The following is a 21,544-nucleotide window of genomic DNA, read 5'->3' on the forward strand; positions in this document are numbered from 1 at the left end:
TTCAACGCGTGAAAGTCCGTGCATCCTTGAAATGACGGCGGGATGTCTCGACTCCCGATCCGTCTCGGGGAGGACCGCGCTCAAGACCGCTAAAGCGGCTGGCGCATGCAGGAAGGACGACAACCTTGTCCCACATCAAGCGTAATGGGCGCGCGGCCCTGCTGTGCGGCGCGTCTCTGTTCAGTCTTGTGGCGCTGACGCCGCTGACCGCCATGGCGCAGACCGCGCCCCAGGATCCTGACGAGGACACGTCGCAGCTCGACGAGGTCGTGGTCACCGGCATTCGCGCCCAGCTCCGGAGCGCCCAGACCATCAAGCAGGACGCCGAGGTCATCGTTGATTCGATCACCGCCGTCGACATCGGCGCGCTTCCGGACCGGTCGGTCTCCGAGGCCCTGCAACGCGTGTCGGGGGTCACCCTCCAGCGCACCAACGCCGCCCGCGACCCCGCCCGTCTGGCGGCTGAAGGCGGCGGCGTCTTCGTGCGCGGCCTGTCCTGGGTCCGGTCGGAGACCAACGGGCGCGACATCTTCTCGGCCTCCAGCGGCCGGGGCCTGAGCTTCGAGGACGTGTCGGCCGACCTTCTGGCCGGCGTGGACGTCTACAAGAACGTGGCGGCCAACATGATCGAGGGCGGCATCGCCGGCACGATCAACCTGCGCACCCGCGTGCCCTTCGACAATCGCGGCCACCTGCTGGCGGTCAACACCGACTGGAACTACGGCGACCTGTCCGAGCGCGGCTTCTGGTCGGGCAGCATCATCGGTTCGAACCGCTGGGACACCGGCATCGGCGAGATCGGCCTGCTGGCCAACGTCAGTGTCTCGAACGTCGGCAACCGGACGGATTCGATCTCGGTCGACCGCTATGATCCGGTGGTCCTCGACCCGGGCAACGCCTCCGACGGACGCGTGGCCGGCGATACCGTCTATGTGCCGAAATATCTGGGCTGGCGCACCATCGACTGGGAGCAGGAGCGCACCGCGGTCGCGCTGGCGGCGCAGTGGCGCCCGAACGCGGACCTGCTGTTCACCTTCCAGGCCCTCGGCTCGCAGGCCGACGCCTACAACATCGAGCGCGCGCTGGGCACCGAGAGCGTGCTCTCGCCGAACTCGACCTATCGCTACAACGACGACGACGTCTTCATCGGCGGCACGGTCTACCAGGCCAACTACAACACCGACACCCGCGTCGGGGACGACACCAAGCGGACCGGCGACGTCTCGATCGGGTTCCAGTACACGCCGGATTCGCTCTGGTCGGTCAGCGGCGACCTGCAGTATGTGAAGTCCACCGCCGAAATCTACTCGATGACGGCCTTCACCCAGCTGGAGAACCGTCCGGACCTGACCATCTCGATCGGCGGAGATCTGCCGACGGTCACCTCGACGGGGGGCACGCCGACCGATCAGTCCACCTACTGGTGGGCGGCGGCGATGGACCATATCGAGGACAATGAGGCCGACGAACTGGCCGGCCGCCTCGACGCCACCTACACCTTCGACGATCAGGACGGCTTCTGGAAGTCGGTCGCGATGGGCGTTCGCGGCACCGAGAAGAACTACATCAACCGTCAGACCGGCTATAACTGGGGGCTGCTGTCGAACCAGTACTGGGGCAACGGCGGCGGCGCGGTGGTCTATCTGGACGATACCGGCTACCCCGGCGGCACGGCCGACCCGCGTCTTCCGGGCGCGTCCGAACTGTTCTCCTTCACCAACTTCTTCCGTGGCGATGCGCCGGTTCCGGGCGTGGCGTGGTTCCCGACCGCAGCCCTGGTCAGCGGCGGTACGGCGCACGCCTACGACATCCTGCGCAACACCCAGAGCTCGGGCTGGGGCTGGACCCCGCTGTCGGACGACTACGAAAGCTACCGTCTGGGCGGCGGCAACGGCGGCATCACCGAGCTGACCGAGAAGACCCAGGCCGGCTACATCTACGCCCGCTTCGGTGGGGATGAGTCGATGTTCGGCCGCCGGTTCGACGGCAACGTCGGCGTCCGCATTGTCCGCACCAACACCCAGACCAACACCATCACCACCCTGCCGGTGATTTCGGGCGCCTGCCCGCCCGTCGGAAATCCGGCGGCGGACTGCACCCAGTTCAACCGCGCCGTGGCCTTCTCGACGGGCGGTTCGCTGGACGGGGCCAATGTGGATCACAGCTACACGGACATCCTGCCCAGCCTGAACCTTCGGGTCTTCCTGGCGGATAATCTGCAGGCCCGCTTCGCCGTGTCGCGCGCCATGGTGCGGCCGGAGATGTACCAACTGCAGCCGTTCACCAACCTGTCGATCAACTTCCAGGCTGACGGCTACACCCTGGACAGCGTCGCGCCCTTCACCGGCGTCGGCGGCAACCCGGCCCTCGATCCCATCAAGGCGACCAACTACGACGTGAGTCTGGAGTGGTATTTCGCCCCGACCGGCAGCCTCACGCTGGCCGTCTTCCACAAGGACATCGAGGACTACATCTTCACCGGTACGGAGACCCAGTCGTATACCAACGGCGGCGTCACCTACGACTTCCTGATGACCCGTTACATCAACGGGGACGAGGGCACGGTCGACGGGTTCGAGCTGGCCTACCAGCAGTTCTTCGACTTCCTGCCGGGCTGGATGGGCGGCTTCGGGGTGCAGGGCAACTTCACCTTCATCGACAGCAACGGCGGTCGGAACACCAGCCAGAACATCCTGGATCCGGCGCAGAACACGGCGTCGGGTGATCCGCTGCCGCTCGAGGGCATGTCGCGCACCAGCTACAACGCGGCCCTGCTGTACGAGCGCTACGGCATCTCGGCCCGCCTGGCCTACAACTGGCGCGAGGAGTACCTGCTGACCACCTCGGCGGCGAACGTCAACGCCCCGGTCTGGGCCAGCGACTACGGCCAGCTGGACGGTTCGATCTTCTACAACATCACCGATGACCTGAAGATCGGCCTGCAGTCGACCAATATCCTGAATGAACGCACCGTGCTGAAGGTGGGTAACGAGACCCGCAAGCCGCCCTACAACTGGGTGGACACGGATCGTCGCGTCGCGATCGTCCTGCGCGCCGCCTTCTAGGGGGACTTGCGAGAGGGGGCCTCGCGGCCCTCTCTCCTCCCTTCGACTGGTAGACCGGAGAGACCTGGGTGAGTTTTGTAAACGCCCGGCCGCGTGCGCTGGCCCTTGTCGCGGGACTTCTCGCGCTCACCCTGGGCGCGGCCGCCCAGGCCCGGACGAACGGACGGGGTGACGCCTCGATCCCCCATGTGTTGCATCAGGATGGCCGGCACGCCCTGATCGTGGACGGCGCGCCGTTCACCATCCTGGGCGCGCAGGTCAACAACTCCTCCAACTATCCCGCGCCGCTGGCCGAGGCCTGGCCGGCGGTCGCCTATGTCGGCGCCAATACTGTGCAGGTGCCGATCGGCTGGGAGCAGATCGAACCGGTCGAGGGCCAGTTCGACTTCAGCTTCGTCGACCACGTCGTGGCCGAGGCGCGCCGCCATGACGTGCGTCTGGTCCTGTTGTGGTTCGCGACCTGGAAGAACACGGCGCCGAAATATGCGCCGGCCTGGGTCAAGCTGAATCCGGAGCGCTTCCCTCTGCTGACGCGCCAGGACGGCACGGCCTCCTATGCGATGTCGCCGCATTCCCGCGCCACGCTGGAGGCGGACAAGCGCGCCTTCGTCGCCCTGATGACCCACCTGCGTCGCATCGACGGCGACCGGCACACCGTCATCATGGTGCAGCCCGAGAACGAGACCGGCACCTACGGTTCGGTCCGGGACTACGGCCCGGAAGCGCAGGCCCTGTTCAACGGTCCGGTGCCACAGGCCCTGCTGAGCCGGTTGGGCAAGGCCCCCGGAACCTGGGCCGAGGTGTTCGGGACCGACGCTGACGAGTTCTTCCACGCCTGGGCGATCGGCGCCTACGTCGGCGAGATCGCGGCTGCGGGCAAGGCCGTCTACCCGCTGCCGATGTACGTCAACGCCGCCCTGCGCAATCCCATTGAGCATCAGGCTGCCGACAGCTACGCCTCGGGTGGGCCGACCTGGAACGTGATCGAGGTCTGGCAGGCCGCCGCGCCCGCCATCGACTTCCTGTCGCCCGACATCTACGACCGCCCGTCGCGCACCTATGAGGCGCATCTCGACCGCTATGGCCGGCCCGACAACGCCCTGTTCGTCGCCGAGACCGGCAATGACGTCCAGTACCCGCGCTTCCTGTTCTCGGTTCTGGGGCGCGGGGGCATCGGCTACTCGCCCTTCGGCATCGACTACACCGGCTACGCCAACTATCCGCTCGGCGCGCAGGAGGTCACGGAAGAGACGCTGACGCCGTTGCGCGACGTCTACCGGGTCGTCGCCCCGTGGCAACGGGTCTGGGCCCGGCTTGCCTGGGAGGGCAAGGTGCGCGGCGTGTCCGAGCCGGACGACCGGTCCTCGCAGATCGTGGATCTGGGCGACTGGACCGCCACCGTCGGCTATCGCCGCTGGCAGTTCGGCCAGCCCGACTGGACCTGGCTGGGGCCGCTGGAGGATGTGCCGGGGACGGAAACGCCCAACGGCGGCGCCGTCTTCGCCGAGATCGCGCCGGGCGAGTTCATTGTCGCCGGCTACCGCGCCCGCGTCGACTTCGCCGCCAAGCCCTCGACCGACGGCAAGCGCCGCATGGTCCTGCGCATCGAGGAAGGTCATTTCGATGCGCGCCAGAACTGGGTGTTCGAGCGCATCTGGAACGGCGACCAGACCGACTACGGCCTGAATTTCACCGATCGCCCGCGTCTGCTGCGCGTGATCACCGCCACCTACTGACTGAACGACGACACGAGTGATCGCCATGACCCATGCCCGTCTCCTCAAGTCCGCCGCCATGGCGCTGGTTCTGGCCGCGGGAGCGCCGGTCGCGGCGGTCGCCTCGCCGATGCTCCAGGCGGTGTCGAGCGACCGCGTGCAGCGCCTGCCGGACGGGGTGATCGTGATCCCGTCGAGCGGCGAGGCGAGGGCGGTGCGGCTTCAGGTCTATGGCCCGCGCACCATCCGGGTCACGGCGTCGCCGGACGATAGCTTCGAGGCCCCGGCCAGCCTGATGGTCACGGCCACCCCGCAGACCACGGGTTTCACCGTCGAGCAGGGCGCCGAGGTCGTGCTGGTCAAGGCGGCCGAGGTCACGGCCGAGGTCACGCTCGCCACCGGCGCCGTGCGTTTCCTCGATCCGTCGGGCGAGGTGATCCTCGCCGAGCGGGTGAACGGTCGTGAGATCGCCCCGGTCACCATTGAGGACCAGACCGGCTCCCATCGCTACAACACCGTCCGTCAGGTGTTCGAACCGGGCGCCGACGACGCCTTCTACGGCCTGGGCCAGCATCAGCAGGGCGTCGCCAACTATCGCGGCCATGACGTCGAACTGGCCCAGCACAACATCGACGTCGGCATTCCCTTCGTCGCCTCGACCGGCGGCTACGGCCTGTTGTGGGACAACAACTCGATCACCCGTTTCGGCGATCCGCGCGAGTACGGCATGCTGGACCAGCGCCTGATCCTGCGCGACGCCACGGGACGGTTCGGCGGTCTGACGGCCAGCTATTTCCAGGACGACGAGCTGAAGGTCCAGCGGCAGGAGCATGAGGTGAACTACGAGTTCATCCGTGACCAGCAGCGCTGGCCCGAAGGCTTCAAGGCCCAGCCCGCCCAGCCGGTTCAGGTCGGCGATATGGGGCGCTCGGGGCAGGAGGGCGTCCGCGTCACCTGGGAAGGCACCATCGAGACCCCGCATGCGGGCGTGCACAAGTTCAAGCTCTATTCGTCCAACTACGCCCGCGTCTGGATCGACGGGGAACTGCGCATCGACCGCTGGCGCCAGAACTGGAACCCGTGGTTCCACGATTTCGAGGTCGAGCTTCCGGCCAATCGTCAGGTGTCGATCAAGGTCGAATGGATCCCGGGAGACGGCTACATCGCCCTGCGCCACCTCGACCCGCAGGCCGAGCAGGACCAGCAGGCCCTGTCGCTCTGGTCGCAGGCCGGGACCGACCTCGATTACTATTTCATCCGCGGTGAAAACCTGGACGAGGTGCAGGCGGGCTATCGCGGCCTGACCGGCAAGGCGGTCATGCTGCCGCGCTGGGCCTACGGCTTCTGGCAGAGCCGTCAGCGCTACAACACCCAGGCCGAGGTGGTGGACACTGTCCGTCGCTATCGCGAGCTGGGCCTGCCGATCGATAATGTGGTGCAGGACTGGTTCTACTGGCCGGAAAACGCCTGGGGCTCGCACCAGTTCGACAGCGCCCGCTTCCCCGATCCGACGCAGATGGTGCGCGACGTTCACGACATGAACGCCAACATCATCATCTCGGTCTGGCCGAAATTCTATCCGACGACCGAGCACTACAAGGAGCTTGAGGCGATCGGCGGCATGTACACGCGCAACGTCGACATGGGGGCGCAGGACTGGGTTGGACCGGGCTACGCCAACAGCTTCTATGACGCCTACCTGCCCGCTGCGCGCGACCTGTACTGGCGTCAGATGTCGGACAGCTTCAAGGGCATGGGCTTTGACGGCTGGTGGCTGGATTCGGTCGAGCCGGACATGCACTCCAACCTCGACATCCCCGAGCGCACCCTGCGTATGGGGCCGACGGCGGCCGGTCCGGGCGCGCTGGTGTTCAACTCCTATCCGCTGATGAACGCAGAGGGCGTGTATCAACGCTTCCGCGCCGAACAGCCGGACACCCGCACCTACATCCTGACCCGCTCGGCCTGGGGCGGTCTGCAGCGCACCGGCTCGACCCTGTGGTCGGGCGATGTGGTCGCGCGCTGGGACGACCTGCGCGAACAGGTTTCGGCCGGCGTCAATGCGGGCCTGTCGGGCCTGCCCAACTGGACGCACGACATCGGCGGCTTCGCGGTCGAGGCGCGCTACTCGAACCCGGCGGGTATGACGCCCGAGAACAAGGCCGAGTGGGAGGAGCTGAACCTGCGCTGGTTCCAGTTCGGCGCCTTCTCGCCGATCTTCCGCTCGCACGGCGAGTTCCCGCTGCGCGAGGTCTACAACCTGGCCGAACCGGGCACCGATCTGTACGCCGCCTTCGGCGACCAGATGCGCCTGCGCTACCGCCTGATGCCCTACATCTACACCCTGGCGGGCGACACCTGGCATCGGGACGCCACCATCATGCGCGGCCTGGCCATGGACTTCGCCGACGACCGCAAGGTGCTGGACATCAATGACCAGTACCTGCTCGGCCCGTCGCTGATGGTCGCGCCGGTGCATGAGTACCGGGCGCGCAGCCGCAAGGTCTATTTCCCGGCCGGCGCCGACTGGTACGACCTGTACAGCGGTCGCAGGCAGAGCGGCGGCCGCGAGGTCACCGTCGACGCGCCGCTGGACCGCATCCCGGTCTATGTCCGCGCCGGCTCGATCCTGCCGACCGGTCCGCAGGTGCAGTACACGGCTGAAAAGCTGGACGGCCCTATCACCCTGACGGTCTATCAGGGCGCGGACGGCAGCTTCGATCTCTATGACGATGCGGGCACGACCTACGGCTATGAGCGGGGCGAGTTCTCGCGCATCCCGCTGCGTTGGGACCAGCGGTCGGGCGTGCTGACCATCGGCGCGCGTGAAGGTTCCTATCCGGGCATGCCGGCCGGCCGCACCTTCCGCGTCCGCTTCGTCAACGGCGCCACCCGTTCGGCGCTGGACTGGGATGCGGCCAATGCGCAGGTGGTCGAGTACACCGGCGCCGCCGTTCAGGTCCGCCGTCGCTAATCCTTGAGGGGCAAGACAATGGGATTTCGTTCCGGATCGCTGGCCCTCGGCCTTCTGCTGGCGGCCGGAGCCGCCCAGGCCCAAGCCCAGACCCCGGCGTCCGCGCCGCTGATGGCCGACGTGTTCCAGGACCATGCGGTCCTGCAGCGCGGCGGGCCCGTACCGGTCTGGGGTCGCGCCCGGCCTGGCGCCACCGTGTCGGTCACCCTCGGCGAGCAGTCGGTCCGGACCACCGTCGGCGCCGATGGTCGCTGGCGGGCGGACGTCACCCCTCCGGCCGCGGGCGGCCCCTATGTCCTGACCGCGCAGTCGGGCGATCAGACCCAGACCCTGACGGACATCCTGATCGGCGACGTCTGGCTGTGCTCGGGCCAGTCGAACATGGAGTTCGGCCTGCGTCAGGTCACCAACGCCGAGACCGAGGTCGCCAACTCCGCCGATCCGCAGATGCGCCTGCTCCTCGTCGGTCGCCGCAACCTGTCCCGCGTGGACGAGACCGCCTTGCCGGCGGACAGCGTCTGGCGCCTGTCCGGTCCCGCCAGCACACCGAATTTCGGCGCCGCCTGCTATTTCATGGGGCAGGAACTGCGCCGCACCCAGCAGGTCCCGATCGGACTTATCTCCGCCTCCTGGGGCGGCTCGATCATCGAGGACTGGCTCAGTGAAGCCGCCCTGCGCCGGGCCGGCGACTATGACGAGGCCCTGCAGATCCTGGCGGCCCACGCGGCCTCGCCGGAATCGGGCGTCGCCTTCTGGGACCGGGTGTCCGAGCAATGGTGGCGCGAGAACGAGCCGGGGCTCAAGGAGACCATCCCCTGGACCGACGCGCGCTTCGACGACAGCGGATGGACGCTGGCGAAGCCGGCGGGCTTCTGGGAAACCGACGGCCCGGTGCTGGGCAACTACGACGGCACCGGCTGGTACCGGACCTCCGTGCAGCTGACCCGGGCGCAGGCCCGGGGGGACGCGCACATCGTGCTGGGGCCGATCGATGACATGGACGTCGTCTTCGTCAACGGCCATCGGCTGGGCGGGATGCAGGGCTGGGATACGCCGCGCGACTATGTGATCCCGGCCGGCCTGCTCAGGCCCGGCCGCAACCTGATCGCGGTCGGCGTGCTCGATCTGGGCGGCGGCGGCGGCATGTGGGGACCGGCCGAAGACAAGCGGATCGAACTGGCGGACGGCTCGACCGTCTCCCTGGCCGAACCGTGGCGTTTCCACACGTCGGCGGCCATGAGCACCCTGCCCGGACCGCCCCGGGCGCCGTGGATCGGGGGCAGCGGCACCACGACCCTCTACAACGGCATGATCGCGGGGCTGGGGCCCTACGCCCTGACCGGCTTCGCCTGGTATCAGGGCGAGTCGAACGTGGGCGACCCGGTCGGCTACACGCGTCTGCTGACCGGGCTGATGGCCGACTGGCGCGCCCGCTTCGAAGCCCCTGACGCGCCCTTCCTCGTGGTGCAGCTGGCCAATTTCGGACCGGCCTGGAGTGAGCCCCATGCGTCGAGCTGGGCCGAGCTTCGGGACGTCCAGCGCCAGGTGGTCGAGGCGGATCCGCGCGCGGGCATCGCTGTCGCCATCGATATCGGGGACCGCTACGACATTCACCCGACCAACAAGCGCGAGGTCGGCCGCCGCCTGTCGCTGGAGGCCCGGCGTCTGGCCGGGGACACGACCGTCGCCCGTTCGCCCTCGCCGGTCAGCGCCGTACGCGAGGGCGACCGCATCCGCATCGACTTCGCCCATGCGGGCACGGGACTGGTGACGCTGAGCGCCGATGACGCCATCGGCTTCGAGGTCTGCGATCAGGACAAGACCTGCCGCTTCACGCCGGGAACGGTGCAGGGCGCGACGGTTTGGCTGACCGCGCCTCAGGCGGCCTTCGTCCGCTTCTGCTGGGCCGACAGCCCGGTCTGCAACCTGTACGGCCCGGACAATCTGCCGGCCGTCCCGTTCGAGCTGCCGGTCTCTTAGACAGACAACGGCGCAGGTTCAGGGCCGGGCGGGAGAGATCCCGTCCGGCCCTTTTCGTCAGACCAGTCCGGCGCCGCGGATGCGGAAGGCGGGCACGAAGGCCACCGGCCGGTCTGCGGGCAGGTCGATGACCAGCCCGTCCGCCGTCTGGCTGAAGGGCAGGGCGCCGCCGCCGACCAGTTCGACCCGCTCGATCGTGCGGCCCTCCAGCGCCTGACGGCCGAGGGCGCGGATGTGGACCTTGCCGTCTTCCGGCCAGTCCAGCGCGAGCGCGTACAGGAGGCCGGCGCGGGTAGTGAAGCGGATGTCGCCGGCGGTCCAGGGGCGCGCACCGGCCTCACCATGCATGCCGGCGGCGACGGCGGTGGGGCCTTCGCCGTAGATGCGCCAGGGGCGGCTCTCGAAGATGGCCTCGCCGTTGATCGCCACCCAGGCCGCCAGATCGCCGAGAATGGCGCGCTCGTCGGCGTCGATGGAGCCGTCGCCGCGCATGGGGATGCTGAGCAGCAGATTGCCGTTCTTCGACACCACGTCGCACAGCCGCTGGACCACGCCCTTGGCCGGAACGTAGCTGTGGTTCTCGAACCGGCTGCGGTTGTAGTGCCAGTCGCCGATGCAGGTGTCGGTCTGCCACGGCTCGGGCATCAGGGCGTCGTTGAAGCCGCGCTCGACCGTCTCGACGATGCCGCGCCGCTGCGCCGGCTCCAGCCGCTTGCCGTTGACGACCGGCAGTTCGCCCCGCGACGCCAGTGAGGCGTTGTAGAGGTAGGCCGCCGCATCCAGACCGTGCTGGCCCAGCGGCAGGCCGTAGTTGTCGAAATAGACCAGGTCCGGCTTGTAGCGGTCGACCAGATCCCTCTGCCGGGCGACCCAGGACCGGGTGAAGGCCGGGTTGGCCTCCGGCGGGGTCTCGATCCACTGGCCGTCGCGCTCATCGTGCCAGGCGTTCATACCGGCAATGGTGTCGATGCCGTTGGGGGGCGCGAATGTGGGGCCCGTGTAGAGCTCCTGCGGGTCCAGCCCGTCCCACCATTTGCCCGCCCCGTCGGCCCGGGTGAGGGTGGCGGCGTCGTAGCGGCGACCGGCGCGCGGCCCCTCGGCGTCATAGCCGTAGGCGGTCTGCCACCAGTGCCAGGCGTGGGCCCCGTGGTTGCTGACGCCGAAGCGCAGGCCCCGCTGACGCACCAGCCGTTCCCAGGTCCCGACGATGTCGCGCCCGGGCCCGACACGGGTGCTGTTCCACGCATGATGGCGGGAGTCGAACAGGTCGAAATTGTCGTGATGCTGGGCCATGGCCACGACGTAGCGGGCCCCCGCCGCCTGGAAGAGGTCCAGCAACTCCTCCGGCCGCCAGGCCTCGGCCTTCCAGCGGCCGATGATGTCCAGAAAGCCGGTCTCGCTGGGATGGCCGTAGTGCGCCAGATGATGATCGTAGAAGGGATTGCCCTGGATATACATCTGGCGCCCGTACCAGTCGCCGAACTCGGGCACGCATTGCGGCCCCCAGTGCGCCCACAGGCCCAGCTTGGCGTCCCGGAACCAGTCCGGGGTCGAATAGCCTGCGATCAGCGACTCCCACGTCGGCCTGAACGGACCCGAGCCCGCCGCGCCGCCGGTCGTCGCGCAACCGGCGACAGGAAGGGCCGAGGCGGCGAGGCCCGCCTTCAGAAGATTGCGCCGGGTGCTGCTCATGACTGTCCCTCCGGTTCCCCATAGACCACGCCACGGCCGTCGGTGGCGACATAGACCCGGCCGAACACCCGCGGATCGCCGGCGATGGCGCGGAAGCGTCGGGCGTACTCGTGCCGGGCGTCATTGACGCGGATCCAGTTCAGGCCCTCGTCGTCCGAGCGCCAGACCCCGCGCACGTCGCCGCGCGTGCCGATGGCGAACAGGGCAGGGTAGGTCCTGCCCGGCGGCGCGCGGCCGAAATCCATCATCTCGACCGACAGGTCCGACGCCACGCGGGCAAAGGACTGCCCGGCGTCCCGGGTGCGGAACAGGCCGTCGCGCGACACGAACCACAGGTCGCCTTCGTGGCGGGGCGTGGCCTTCAGCGGCCAGGCCTGCTCGCGCCAGGTGACCCGGTCCGGGCCGAGATCCGGCGGCAGGCCCCGGCTGGCGATCCGGGTGAAACTGCGGGCCCCGTCGGTGCTGATGAACCAGCCGCCTGTGGCGAAATCGAGCGCGTACAGCAACTGCCCGTCGACCCGATCCGGCACGGGACGCAGGAACAGCGGCAGCCCCTGCGAGGGGCGCCAGCCCGCTCCCCGGTCGTCGGAATACATGACCTGCGGCGTCGCCAGCACGAAGGTCGCTCCGTCGGCCGTCACCGCGATCGGTGCATCCCGATACAGGTCCATGCGCGGGTTCGAGGCCGTCTCCGGCACGCCGGCGGGGCGTGGCCGTCCCAGCGGCTTCCAGCTGCGTCCGGCGTCGTCCGACCAGGCGAGGGTCGAGCCGTCATGGCCCTCCGAGCCGACGCCTTCGTGCGGCGTGCCGCTGCGCACCACGATGTTCGGCGCGCGCCCGGCGTAGTCGATCTGGTTGGTGTTGGCGAAGACCGGGGTGGTGAACTGGAGGTCGGGGGAGCGATCCAGATCCTCATGGGCGAAGCCCGAGATGTCGCCGAAACCGGTCAGCAGATGCGGGCCGACCGGGGGGCTGATCAGGGTGATGACGGCGGTCTGCTCGATGCCTTCCACCCACGGGGTCCAGTCGGTTGGTTGACTTCGATCCGCCGCGGACAGGTTCGTGGTCGCATAGACGGTCGCGCCGGTCGCATAGACCGCGTGGTCGCCGTCGAACGGGTCAATGGCCAGGGCGGCGATCCACCAGCCGAAGTCCGGCTCGTCGTTCCCCCAGTAGAGATAGGGGGTCGCGCTGACGTCCCGTCGGGCCTGTTCGCGCAGGCTGGTCCAACTGCTGCCGTCGTCGACCGAACGCCACAGAGTGTCGCCGGGCTGCCACCGGTTCAGGGTCGAGACCACGACCACGCCGGGACGGGTCCGGTCGACGGCTACGCCCATGAATCCGCCCAGCGGACGGGGCGGGGTGATGTCGCGCCAGGCGTCGGTGCGGGTGTCCAGCCGCCAGACCTGCCCGTCCGTGACGCCGTTCGGACCGATGCCGAGCGAGCAGGTCAGGAACAGCACGCCCCGATCATCGAGCTCGGCCTTGGCCGCGGACAGTTCGGGGCGGGGGCCGCCCTCGACCGGCGCCCAGCTGACGCCCGCGTCCCGCGAGCGGTACAGCCGGGGGCCGCCCGGATCGGCGACGCCGACCAGGATGACGCGTGAACCGGCGCCGGGCGTTCCGCTGGTCGGGTCGAAAACGACGAAGGACAGGCCGCCGTGGGTCGGTCCGTCGAGCTCGAGCCCGAGCCCCCGGAGCGGGAAGCTCGCCACCCGACGCCAGGTCAGGCCGCCGTCCGTGCTGCGCTGCAGGCCGTCGTGACGGGAGCCGTAATAGAGGATGCGGGTGTCGTTGGGGTCGATGGCCAGCCGCTCGCCCAGGCCGCGCCCGTCCTCGTTGCCGCCCATCCGGAACGGGACAGGGGTCCGGCGCCAGGCGCCCCCCCGATTCTCCGAGCGCAGCATGGCCGCGGGGGCGTGGCGGCTGACGCCCACGGCGGCGTGCACGACGTCCGGATCGACCGGATCGGGCGCGATGCTTTCCACGCCGAAGTCATTGGAGATCGGGGTGTCGTCCTGCAGCGGAAGCCAGCGCGCCAACCGCGAGTCCCAGCGATAGGCCCCGCCCATGTCCGAGCGGGCGTAGGCCAGATGTCGTTCGACCCGGCTGAAGACGATGCCCGGGATAAAGCCGCCCGCGCCGACCTTCACATTGCGCCACTGATAGGCCGGCGTCGTCTGTGGCAGACCCGCGCCCGCCAGCAGGGGTGTCGCCGTGGCCAGCATCGCTGCCTGTCTCCGGGTGAGACCGCGCTTCCCGTCCGTCATGTTTCCTCAAACCGCTTCTGTGTCGGAATGTTAGCGCTATCTAAAATCACCTTGACGGCTTTGTCACCTGTGAAGCATATTTGCATTGGTGAAAACGCGATCCCGTCTGAAGCGTCGTTCAAGGGCAACCTTTCGACCTTTCCCTCAGACGGGCCCGTGGCGGGTCGGCGGTCTCCCTATTGTTCCGGCCCGTGAACTCTTCCGGCGCGGCGGTCATCGCCGCGCCGTTCCTTTTTCGCTAATCCGGATGGCATGAGCACAGCGACGGCCCTGATCGGCGTGGACTGGGGGTCCAGCAACCTGCGGGTCTTCCGCATGGCGGAAGGCGGCGCCGTTCTCGGGCGGCGCGATGATGGGCGCGGGGCCTCGACCCTGGCCCCGGACCGGTTCGCCGATGTTCTGACCGAGGTGGCGTCCGACTGGCTGGACGAAGATCTGCCGGTGGTGGTTTGCGGCATGGCCGGGGCGCGGGGGCGCTGGCTGGAGGCCCCCTATGCGCCCTGTCCGGCGGGTCTTGCCGACCTCGCGGGCTATGTCGTCCGGCCGGCGGACTCGCCGGAGGTGCATATCCTGCCGGGCGTGGCCGTCTGGCGCGACGGCATGCTGGACGATGTGATGCGGGGCGAGGAGACCCAGCTGTTCGGTCTGGGGGGCGGCTTTGACCGCATCATCGCGCCCGGCACCCACAGCAAATGGGCCCGTATGGACGGCGATCGGATCAGTGATTTTCGCACCCACATGACCGGGGAGATGTTCGCGGCCATCGGCGGCGCTCCCTCCTTCCTCGGCGGCGCCGCCGGGACGGATGGCGAGGCCTTTACGGCGGGGGTCCTCGCCGGGCTGGAGGATGCGCCGCTGGGGCGGACCCTGTTCTCGGCCCGCGTCGGCATGCTGGCCGGACGCGTGGCCCCGTCCGGCCTTCAGGACTATCTGTCGGGCCTTCTGATCGGCGCCGAGATTTCCGGCGAGGCGCGCGAGGGACTGGAGGGCCGGATCGCCCTGCTGGGCGCGCCGGCGTTGGCGGAGCGCTACCGGTCGGCGCTGGCCCTGGCCGGACTAGAGGATGTTGTGGTCGCGGACGTGGAGGCGGCCACCGCCGCCGGTCTGTGGCGGGCCTGGGAGACGATGCGATGACAAAGGCTGTTCTGGACCGGCTGGATGCCCTGCCGCTGGTCGCCATCCTGCGCGGCCTGACCCCCGACGAGGCGGTTGAGGTCGGTGAGTCCCTGCTGTCCGCCGGCTTCACCTGTCTGGAGGTGCCGCTCAACTCGCCGCGCCCGCTGGACAGCATCCGGCGTCTGCGCGAGGCGCTGGGGGATCGGGCTCTCGTGGGCGCGGGCACGGTCCTGACGCCGGAGGCGGTGCGCGAGGTGGCGGACGCGGGCGGGCAGATCATCATCTCGCCCAATGCCGATCCCGATGTGATCCGCGAGACGGTCGCCGTCGGCGCCCTGTCCATGCCGGGCGTCTTCACCGCGACCGAGGCCTTCACCGCGTTGAAGGCCGGGGCGCAGGTGCTCAAGCTGTTCCCGTCGGAGATCGCCGGTCCGGCCGGACTGAAGGCGTTGCGGGCCGTCCTGCCGTCGGACCAACGGCTGTACGCCGTGGGCGGCGTGACGCCGGACAATCTGGCGGGCTGGCATGCGGCGGGGGCTTCGGGCTTCGGCGTCGGCGGCGCCCTGTTCAAGCCGGGCATGACCGCCGCCGGGGTCGCCGAGCGCGCCCGGGCCTTTGTGGCCGCCTGGAGCGCCGTCCGGGGCTAGCATCGACGGTTCGGGGAGCGTAGCAGTCCCGGCTGTCGCAGGAGTGTCGTGAGCAGGCGTTACCCGGCGACGACCGCAGGAGACGCCAAGTGACCCGAGTTCGCACCACCCTCGCCGCCGCCGCGGCCCTTCTGGCCCTCGGCGGATGCGCCACCGTCCAGGGCTGGCTCCCGACGGGTGAGCCGCGAACCGCGCCGGTGGCGGTCGAGGGACCTGCCCCCGCGGCCGAATCGACGAGCCGTCCGACGCTGGTCGTGACCATCGTCATCGACCAGTTCAGCGCCAATCTGTTCAACCAGTACCGCGACGACTTCACCGGCGGACTGGCGACCCTGGCGCGTCAGGGCCGGGTGCACGCCAACGGCTTCCAGCAGCACGGCCTGACCGAGACCTGCCCGGGGCACTCCACCGTTCTGACCGGCATGAATCCGGCCCGCACCGGCATCCCGGCCAATGACTGGATCGATCCGGCGACCGGCAAGGAGGTCTATTGCCTGTTCGCGCCGCAGAACCATCTGGCCCACGGCGACGACACCACGGACAACGGCGTGGTCGGCCCCGGGCAACTGGACGCCACCACCCTGGCGGACTGGCTCAAGACCGCCAGCCCGGAGAGCCGGGTCTACGCCGTGTCCGGCAAGGACCGGGGGGCGATCAACCTGAACGGCCACCTGGGCGACGGCGCCTACTGGTACACGGACGGCTTCGGCTTCACGACCTATGTCGAGCCTGGGCAGACCGCGGAGGCCCGGCTGCAACCGGTCGCGGCCCTGAACAGCCGTATCGCCGCACGCCTGGCGGCGACGCCGCCGGCGTGGACCTACACCCATGACGCCTGCCGCCGGCTGGACGGCGAGTGGGCGATCAACGGCCGGACCTTCACCTCGGCGCTGCCGCCGGCGAACTTCGCCCTCGACACCTCGCCGATCCTGGACGAGCTGACCCTTGAGGCCGCAACGGAGCTTCTGGAGACCCGGCAGCTCGGCCGGCGCGGGGTGGTGGACATGCTGGGCGTCAGCCTGTCGGCCACCGACCGCATCGGGCACGGCTACGGGACCCAGGGGCCGGAGATGTGCGAGCAGATGTTCAGGCTCGACGCCGCCCTGGGCCGCTTCCTCGATCAGTTGCCGCAAGGGGCGATCGTGGTGCTGACCGCCGACCACGGCGGGTCCGACTTCGTCGAGCGCCTGTCCGAGCGCGGCTACCCGCACGCCCATCGCGCCGATTCCCGTCGTCTGGCTGCGATCAATGAGACCCTGAAGGCGCAGTTCGGCCTGGCCGACGGACCGCTGTCTTCGGGCGGGAGCGGACTGGTGGTCGGGGACAAGGAGCTGCGCGTCCTGCCCGAGCCGTTGCGGACCCGGGTGGTCGAGGCGGCCCTGCCGCTGCTGCGCGCCAATCCCGACATCGCGTTCGCTGAAAGCCGGGACGTCCTGCTGGCCGAACCCCTGCCGCCGGCCGACCTCACCCCGGACCTGATGACGGTGCGCCAGCGGCTGCGGCTGTCGACGGTCGCCGGGCGCTCTCCGGACATTATCGTCGCCCTCAACGAGAATGTGGTCGCCGGCGGCCGTGTCGGAGGCACCATCGCCGGCCACGGCACGCCGTGGGACTATGACCGCCGCGTGCCCATCATCTTCTGGTGGCCGGGCGCAGAGGGGCAGGAGCGTTTCCTGCCGGTCCGCACCATCGACATCGCCCCGACCCTCGCGCCCATCGTCGGCGTGCCGACGCCTGCCGGACTGGACGGACGGTGCATCGAGCTGCAGGCCCCGGGGGGATCGACCTGCCCCGCCGGCCGGTGAAGCCTGTTTCATAAACTCGTGTTTCGAGGACGCGGACCGGCCTTACCCGTTTCGTGTTTCACAGGCACAAGGGGCGCGCATCCGTAAAACGACCAGAGCCTCACGATGAACAGAGCCCGGCGCGCCCGTATTGTCGCCACCCTTGGCCCCGCCAGCCGGGCCCCCGGGACGGTGAAGGCGCTCGCCCAGGCGGGAGTGGACGTCTTCCGTCTGAACTTCAGCCACGGCTCGCACGAGGATCACGCCGCCGCCCTCAAGGCCGTGCGCGGCGCCGAGATGGCGCTGAAGCGTCCGCTGGGCGTGCTGGCGGACCTGCAGGGGCCCAAGCTTCGGCTGGGCCGGTTCGCCAATGTCGAGATCGACGTGGCGCCCGGCCACACCATGCGCTTCGACCTTGATCCGACCCCCGGCGACGAGACGCGGGTGCAGATGCCGCATCCGGAAATCTTCAAGGCCCTGCGCACCGGCATGCTGCTGCTGCTGGATGACGGCCGGGTCCGCCTGCGGGTCGGCAAGCGCACCGACGAGTGGGCCGACGTCACCGTCGAGAGCGGGACCAAGTTGTCCGACCGCAAGGGCGTGGCGGTCCCGGAAGCGGTGATTCCGGTCTCGGCCCTGACGCCGAAGGATCGCGAGGACCTGGCCTTCGCCCTGCGCATCGGCGTTGACTGGGTCGCCCTCAGCTTCGTGCAGAAGGCCGAGGACATGGCCGAGCTGAAGCAGCTGGTGAAGGGCAAGGCCGCCTGTCTGGCGAAGATCGAGAAGCCCCAGGCCCTGGCCCAGCTGGACAGCATCCTGGACTATTGCGACGGCGTGATGGTCGCGCGCGGCGATCTCGGCGTGGAGCTGGACCCGGAAGAGGTGCCGGTGGCCCAGAAGCAGATCATCCGCGCCGCCCGCGATCGCGGCGTGCCGGTGATCGTCGCCACCCAGATGCTGGAATCGATGACCAGCGCCCCGGCCCCGACCCGGGCCGAGGCTTCGGACGTCGCCAATGCCGCCTATGAGGGCGCGGACGCCCTGATGCTGTCGGCCGAGACCGCTTCGGGCCAGTACCCGCTGGAGGCCGTTTCGGTGATGAGCCGGATCATCGAGCGGGTCGAGTGCGATCCCCTCTGGCCCAGCCTGATGGACGCCGAGCACGCCGGCATGCACGACTTTGACGCCGACGCCCTGGTGGCTGCGGCCCGCAAGGCGGCGGAAGCCCAGTCGACCGCCTGTATCGTCGTCTTCACCACCCTGGGCGGCACCGCCCGGCGCATGGCGCGCGAGCGCCCGCTGCAGCCGGTGCTGGCCCTGACCCCGAACCCCGACACCGCCCGCCGTCTGGCGCTGGTCTGGGGGCTGGAGACCCGGCTGGGCAAGGAGCCGACGTCCCTGGAGGACGTCACCGAGGACGCGGTCACCAGCGCCATGGCCTACGGCCTCGCCGAGCCGGGCCAGCGGATCCTGATCCTCGCCGGCACGCCCTTCGGCGCGCCGGGGGCTGCGAATCTGCTGCGTCTGGCCCATGCTCCGACCAAGAAGGGCGGCAAGGGGCGCGCCTGATCCCTCGCGAAGGGAGGCGACGTGATCAAGTACATCGGCTCCAAGCGCGCCCTGCTGGGTCAGGTGTCGGCCACGGTCGCCGCCCTGCTGCCGCAGGGGGGAGGGGTGTGCGACCTGTTCTCCGGCTCGGCCCGGGTGGGCCATGCCCTGAAAGGGCAGGGCTTCCGGGTCTGGTCCAACGATCACAACGCCTATGCCCACACCCTCGCCACCGCCTATGTGCAGGCGGACCGCGAGCGCTGGCTTGAGCGTGCCGAGGCGGTTCTGGCCGAACTGCGGGGACTGAAGCCCGAGGCGGGCTGGTTCACCAGGGCCTTCTGCGAGGACGCCCGCTTCTTCCATCCCGACAACGGCGCGGTCATCGACGCCATGCGCGAGCGGATCGCGGCGATGGCGCTGGAGCCGGAGCTTGAGGCGGTGGCTTTGGTCGCCCTGATGGAGGCGGCGGACCGTGTGGATTCCACGGCGGGCCTGCAGATGGCCTATATGAAGTCCTGGGCTCCAAGGGCGCTGAAGCCGCTGGAGCTGCGAATGCCCGACATCCTGCCCGGCGTTCCCGGCGGCCCCTGCAAGGCGACCCACGCCGACGCGGTTCAGATCGCCCCGGAGATCGAGGCCGACCTCGTCTATCTGGATCCGCCCTACAACCAGCATTCCTACCTCGGGAACTACCACTGCTGGGAAAGTCTGGTCCTGTGGGACAAGCCCGAGACCTATGGGGTGGCGAACAAGCGGATCGATGTGAAGACCCGCAAGAGCGCCTTCAACAGCCGCCCCGGCATCGGTCCGGCGCTGGAGTCGGTCATCGCCAACCTGAAGGCGCCCAACCTCGTCGTGTCCTTCAACGACGAAGGCTATCTGAGCCGGGACCAGCTGGTGGCCATGCTGTCCGTGCGGGGCGAGGTGCAGGTGATCGAGATCGCCCGGCCGCGCTATGTCGGGGCCCGGATCGGCATCCACAATCCCAAGGGGGAGAAGGTCGGGGCGGTCGGGCGGCTGAGGAACGTCGAGTATCTGTTCGTGGTCGGCGATCGCCGGATCGAGGTCGCCGACGCGGCCTGACGGGGCGTTCGGGAACGGCTTGAGTCCGCGACCGTTCTGTCCGCCATGGACACGATGCACATGACCCCTTCGCGCCGCATGGAAGGCGTCCGCGCCTACGACCGGGCCGCCGATGCGTTCGGCGTCGCCGCCTGGAAGACGCCGCCCGCCCGCCGTGTGGAAGCCCGCTCCGCCAGCGCCGTCCCGGAGACGATGGAGCCGACCTTCCGCGACATGGTGCGCGCCCTTCCGGAATGGGCCCTGATCGTCGGCGGCGGGGTCATCGCCGCGATGATGGGCGCCATGCTGGGCGGCGCCCTGCATATCTGACGCCTAGCCTTCCAGCAGCGCCTTCACCGGCCCCCAGGTGCGCCGGTGCTCCGGGCAAGGGCCGTGGAGCCTGAGCGCTTCAGCGTGGATGGGGGCGTTGTAGCCCTTGTGCCGGGCGAAGCCGTAGGCGGGGTAGAGGGCGTCGAGCTCGATCATGACCCGGTCCCGCGCCGTCTTGGCGAGGATGGAGGCCGCGGCGATCGACAGGCTGAGGCTGTCGCCCTTCACGACCGTCTGGATCGGGCAGGGGAGTTTGAAGCGGTAGTTGCCGTCCACCAGGGCCGCGGCGGGGTGGACCGGCAGGGCCTCGACGGCGCGGCGCATGGCCAGGCCCGTCGCGCCGAGGATGTTCAGCTCCTCGATCTCCCGCGCCGAGGCGAAGCCGACCCCCCAGGCGAGGGCGCGGGCCTTGATCTCGGGCTCCAGCGCCGCCCGGCGCTTCTCGGTCAGGGCCTTGGAGTCATCGATGCCGGGGGGCAGGTCGTCGGGGTTGAGGATGACCGCGCCGGCGGACACCGGCCCGGCCCAGGGACCGCGCCCGGCCTCGTCGACGCCGCAGACCAGCCCGCCGACGGACTGGGCCAGCAGGGTTTCGAGCGACAGGGTGGGGGCGGTGCGGACCTGGCTCACGGGCGGGCCATCGCCCGCACCTGCGCATGGCGGAAGCAGGGGGTCTGGTGGTCGTTGACCATGCCGACCGCCTGCATGAAGGCGTAGACGATCACGGGGCCGCAGAAGTTGAAGCCACGCTTTTTCAGCGCTTTGGCCATGGCCTCGCTCTCCGGCGTCTTCACCGGAGCCTCGCGGAAGTCGGACCAGTCGTTCTGGATCGGCGCGCCGCCGACGAAGGACCACAGCCAGGCGGAGAAGTCCTCCCCGTTGTCCCGCATCTCCAGCCAGATCTGCGCCCCACGGATGGCGGCGTTGATCTTGGCGCGCGAGCGGATGATGCGGGGATCACCGAGCAGCCGTTCGATGTCGGCCTCGCCATAGGCGGCGACCTTCTCGGGATCGAAGCCGTCGAAGGCGTCGCGGAGGCCCTCGCGTTTCCGCAGGATGGTGATCCACGCCAGCCCGGCCTGGAAGCCGTCGAGGATCAGCTTCTCCCACAGGGCGCGCGGGTCGTACTCGGGCACGCCCCATTCCTCGTCGTGATAGGCGATGTAGAGGGCGTCGGTGGTTCCGCACCAACCGCAGCGGCCGTCAGCGTGTGAGTCGGTCATAGGGGGAGCATAGCGTGTTGGGGCGTGGGGCGTGGGGTGTCGGGTGTGGGGGGTGGGCGGAATTGGTCATCGTCCTCCACCGGTTGACCCGGCGAGGGTGGGAAGGGCGCGGGACGCCGGGCCTCGCCCGGGGTTTGA

The 21,544-nt window shown here is 69.4% G+C and carries 14 protein-coding genes; 10 read left to right on the forward strand and 4 right to left on the reverse strand.

All coding sequences use genetic code 11. From position 1 onward, the window contains the following. The first annotated feature begins 125 nt into the window (after positions 1 to 125). The 4 genes from ACLQ7T_RS09740 to ACLQ7T_RS09755 all read left to right on the forward strand — a co-directional run bounded on the left by ACLQ7T_RS09740 (position 126) and on the right by ACLQ7T_RS09755 (position 9,734). Entirely contained in the window at positions 126 to 3,065 is a 2,940-nt protein-coding gene (locus ACLQ7T_RS09740; RefSeq protein ID WP_420479257.1) for a TonB-dependent receptor, read from the forward strand. Positions 3,066 to 3,133: 68 nt separating this feature from the next. Then, on the forward strand, positions 3,134 to 4,801 hold the full coding sequence (locus tag ACLQ7T_RS09745) for a DUF5597 domain-containing protein (protein ID WP_420479258.1): 1,668 nt from the start codon (positions 3,134 to 3,136) through the stop codon (positions 4,799 to 4,801). A gap of 25 nt (positions 4,802 to 4,826) precedes the next feature. Next, positions 4,827 to 7,754, forward strand: coding sequence for a TIM-barrel domain-containing protein (locus tag ACLQ7T_RS09750; protein ID WP_420479259.1), 2,928 nt, complete (start codon positions 4,827 to 4,829; stop codon positions 7,752 to 7,754). An 18-nt stretch (positions 7,755 to 7,772) separates the two neighbouring features. Continuing rightward, positions 7,773 to 9,734 (forward strand): sialate O-acetylesterase, encoded by a 1,962-nt coding sequence (locus tag ACLQ7T_RS09755; RefSeq protein ID WP_420479260.1) that lies wholly within the window; start codon positions 7,773 to 7,775, stop codon positions 9,732 to 9,734. A 57-nt stretch (positions 9,735 to 9,791) separates the two neighbouring features. On the opposite strand, the gene ACLQ7T_RS09760 is transcribed toward ACLQ7T_RS09755, so the two are convergent. Together ACLQ7T_RS09760 and ACLQ7T_RS09765 are read right to left on the reverse strand one after the other, a co-directional pair. Continuing rightward, positions 9,792 to 11,426: an alpha-L-fucosidase gene (locus tag ACLQ7T_RS09760; protein WP_420479261.1), complete on the reverse strand. Its 1,635-nt coding sequence runs from the start codon at positions 11,424 to 11,426 to the stop codon at positions 9,792 to 9,794. Then, positions 11,423 to 13,654 carry a WD40/YVTN/BNR-like repeat-containing protein gene (locus ACLQ7T_RS09765; RefSeq protein ID WP_420479262.1) on the reverse strand — a complete coding sequence of 744 codons (2,232 nt, stop codon included), beginning with the start codon at positions 13,652 to 13,654 and terminating at the stop codon, positions 11,423 to 11,425. Before ACLQ7T_RS09765 ends, ACLQ7T_RS09760 begins: the two co-directional genes overlap by 4 nt. 294 nt (positions 13,655 to 13,948) lie before the next feature. Between ACLQ7T_RS09765 and ACLQ7T_RS09770 the strand changes: the two genes are divergently transcribed. From ACLQ7T_RS09770 to ACLQ7T_RS09795, 6 genes are all read left to right on the forward strand, one after another. Then, positions 13,949 to 14,830, forward strand: a complete 882-nt coding sequence (locus ACLQ7T_RS09770; protein ID WP_420479263.1) for a 2-dehydro-3-deoxygalactonokinase — start codon at positions 13,949 to 13,951, stop codon at positions 14,828 to 14,830. Then, the gene (locus ACLQ7T_RS09775; RefSeq protein WP_420479264.1) at positions 14,827 to 15,459 is read left to right on the forward strand and encodes a 2-dehydro-3-deoxy-6-phosphogalactonate aldolase; all 633 of its coding nucleotides are present in this window, start codon (positions 14,827 to 14,829) and stop codon (positions 15,457 to 15,459) included. The genes ACLQ7T_RS09770 and ACLQ7T_RS09775 overlap by 4 nt, the downstream gene beginning before the upstream one ends. 89 nt (positions 15,460 to 15,548) lie before the next feature. Continuing rightward, complete coding sequence (locus tag ACLQ7T_RS09780; RefSeq protein WP_420479265.1) at positions 15,549 to 17,264, forward strand: alkaline phosphatase family protein; 1,716 nt, start codon at positions 15,549 to 15,551, stop codon at positions 17,262 to 17,264. A gap of 105 nt (positions 17,265 to 17,369) precedes the next feature. Continuing rightward, complete coding sequence (gene pyk / locus ACLQ7T_RS09785) at positions 17,370 to 18,812, forward strand: pyruvate kinase (protein ID WP_420470696.1); 1,443 nt, start codon at positions 17,370 to 17,372, stop codon at positions 18,810 to 18,812. 21 nt (positions 18,813 to 18,833) lie between these two features. Continuing rightward, positions 18,834 to 19,874 carry a DNA adenine methylase gene (locus ACLQ7T_RS09790; protein ID WP_420479266.1) on the forward strand — a complete coding sequence of 347 codons (1,041 nt, stop codon included), beginning with the start codon at positions 18,834 to 18,836 and terminating at the stop codon, positions 19,872 to 19,874. A gap of 45 nt (positions 19,875 to 19,919) precedes the next feature. Further along, positions 19,920 to 20,183, forward strand: coding sequence for a hypothetical protein (locus ACLQ7T_RS09795; RefSeq protein WP_420479267.1), 264 nt, complete (start codon positions 19,920 to 19,922; stop codon positions 20,181 to 20,183). A 3-nt stretch (positions 20,184 to 20,186) separates the two neighbouring features. Here the strand turns inward: ACLQ7T_RS09795 and rnhB are convergent, their stop codons facing one another. Beyond that, complete coding sequence (gene rnhB / locus ACLQ7T_RS09800) at positions 20,187 to 20,786, reverse strand: ribonuclease HII (RefSeq protein WP_420479271.1); 600 nt, start codon at positions 20,784 to 20,786, stop codon at positions 20,187 to 20,189. Positions 20,787 to 20,809: 23 nt separating this feature from the next. Further along, positions 20,810 to 21,406 (reverse strand): DNA-3-methyladenine glycosylase I, encoded by a 597-nt coding sequence (locus ACLQ7T_RS09805; protein WP_420479268.1) that lies wholly within the window; start codon positions 21,404 to 21,406, stop codon positions 20,810 to 20,812. Positions 21,407 to 21,544: the final 138 nt, after the last annotated feature.

The sequence above is a fragment of the Brevundimonas sediminis genome (assembly GCF_048799765.1).
In the GTDB taxonomy this organism is placed as follows: Bacteria; Pseudomonadota; Alphaproteobacteria; order Caulobacterales; family Caulobacteraceae; genus Brevundimonas.

Bases quoted from the DNA above. Each gene is read 5' to 3' on its own strand.
- ACLQ7T_RS09750 (WP_420479259.1), top strand. From the start codon at position 4,827: ATGACCCATGCCCGTCTCCTCAAGTCCGCCGCCATGGCGCTGGTTCTG.
- ACLQ7T_RS09755 (WP_420479260.1), top strand. From the start codon at position 7,773: ATGGGATTTCGTTCCGGATCGCTGGCCCTCGGCCTTCTGCTGGCGGCC.
- ACLQ7T_RS09760 (WP_420479261.1), bottom strand. From the start codon at position 11,426: ATGAGCAGCACCCGGCGCAATCTTCTGAAGGCGGGCCTCGCCGCCTCG.
- ACLQ7T_RS09765 (WP_420479262.1), bottom strand. From the start codon at position 13,654: ATGCTGGCCACGGCGACACCCCTGCTGGCGGGCGCGGGTCTGCCACAG.
- ACLQ7T_RS09770 (WP_420479263.1), top strand. From the start codon at position 13,949: ATGAGCACAGCGACGGCCCTGATCGGCGTGGACTGGGGGTCCAGCAAC.
- ACLQ7T_RS09775 (WP_420479264.1), top strand. From the start codon at position 14,827: ATGACAAAGGCTGTTCTGGACCGGCTGGATGCCCTGCCGCTGGTCGCC.
- pyk (WP_420470696.1), top strand. From the start codon at position 17,370: ATGAACAGAGCCCGGCGCGCCCGTATTGTCGCCACCCTTGGCCCCGCC.
- ACLQ7T_RS09795 (WP_420479267.1), top strand. From the start codon at position 19,920: ATGGACACGATGCACATGACCCCTTCGCGCCGCATGGAAGGCGTCCGC.
- ACLQ7T_RS09805 (WP_420479268.1), bottom strand. From the start codon at position 21,406: ATGACCGACTCACACGCTGACGGCCGCTGCGGTTGGTGCGGAACCACC.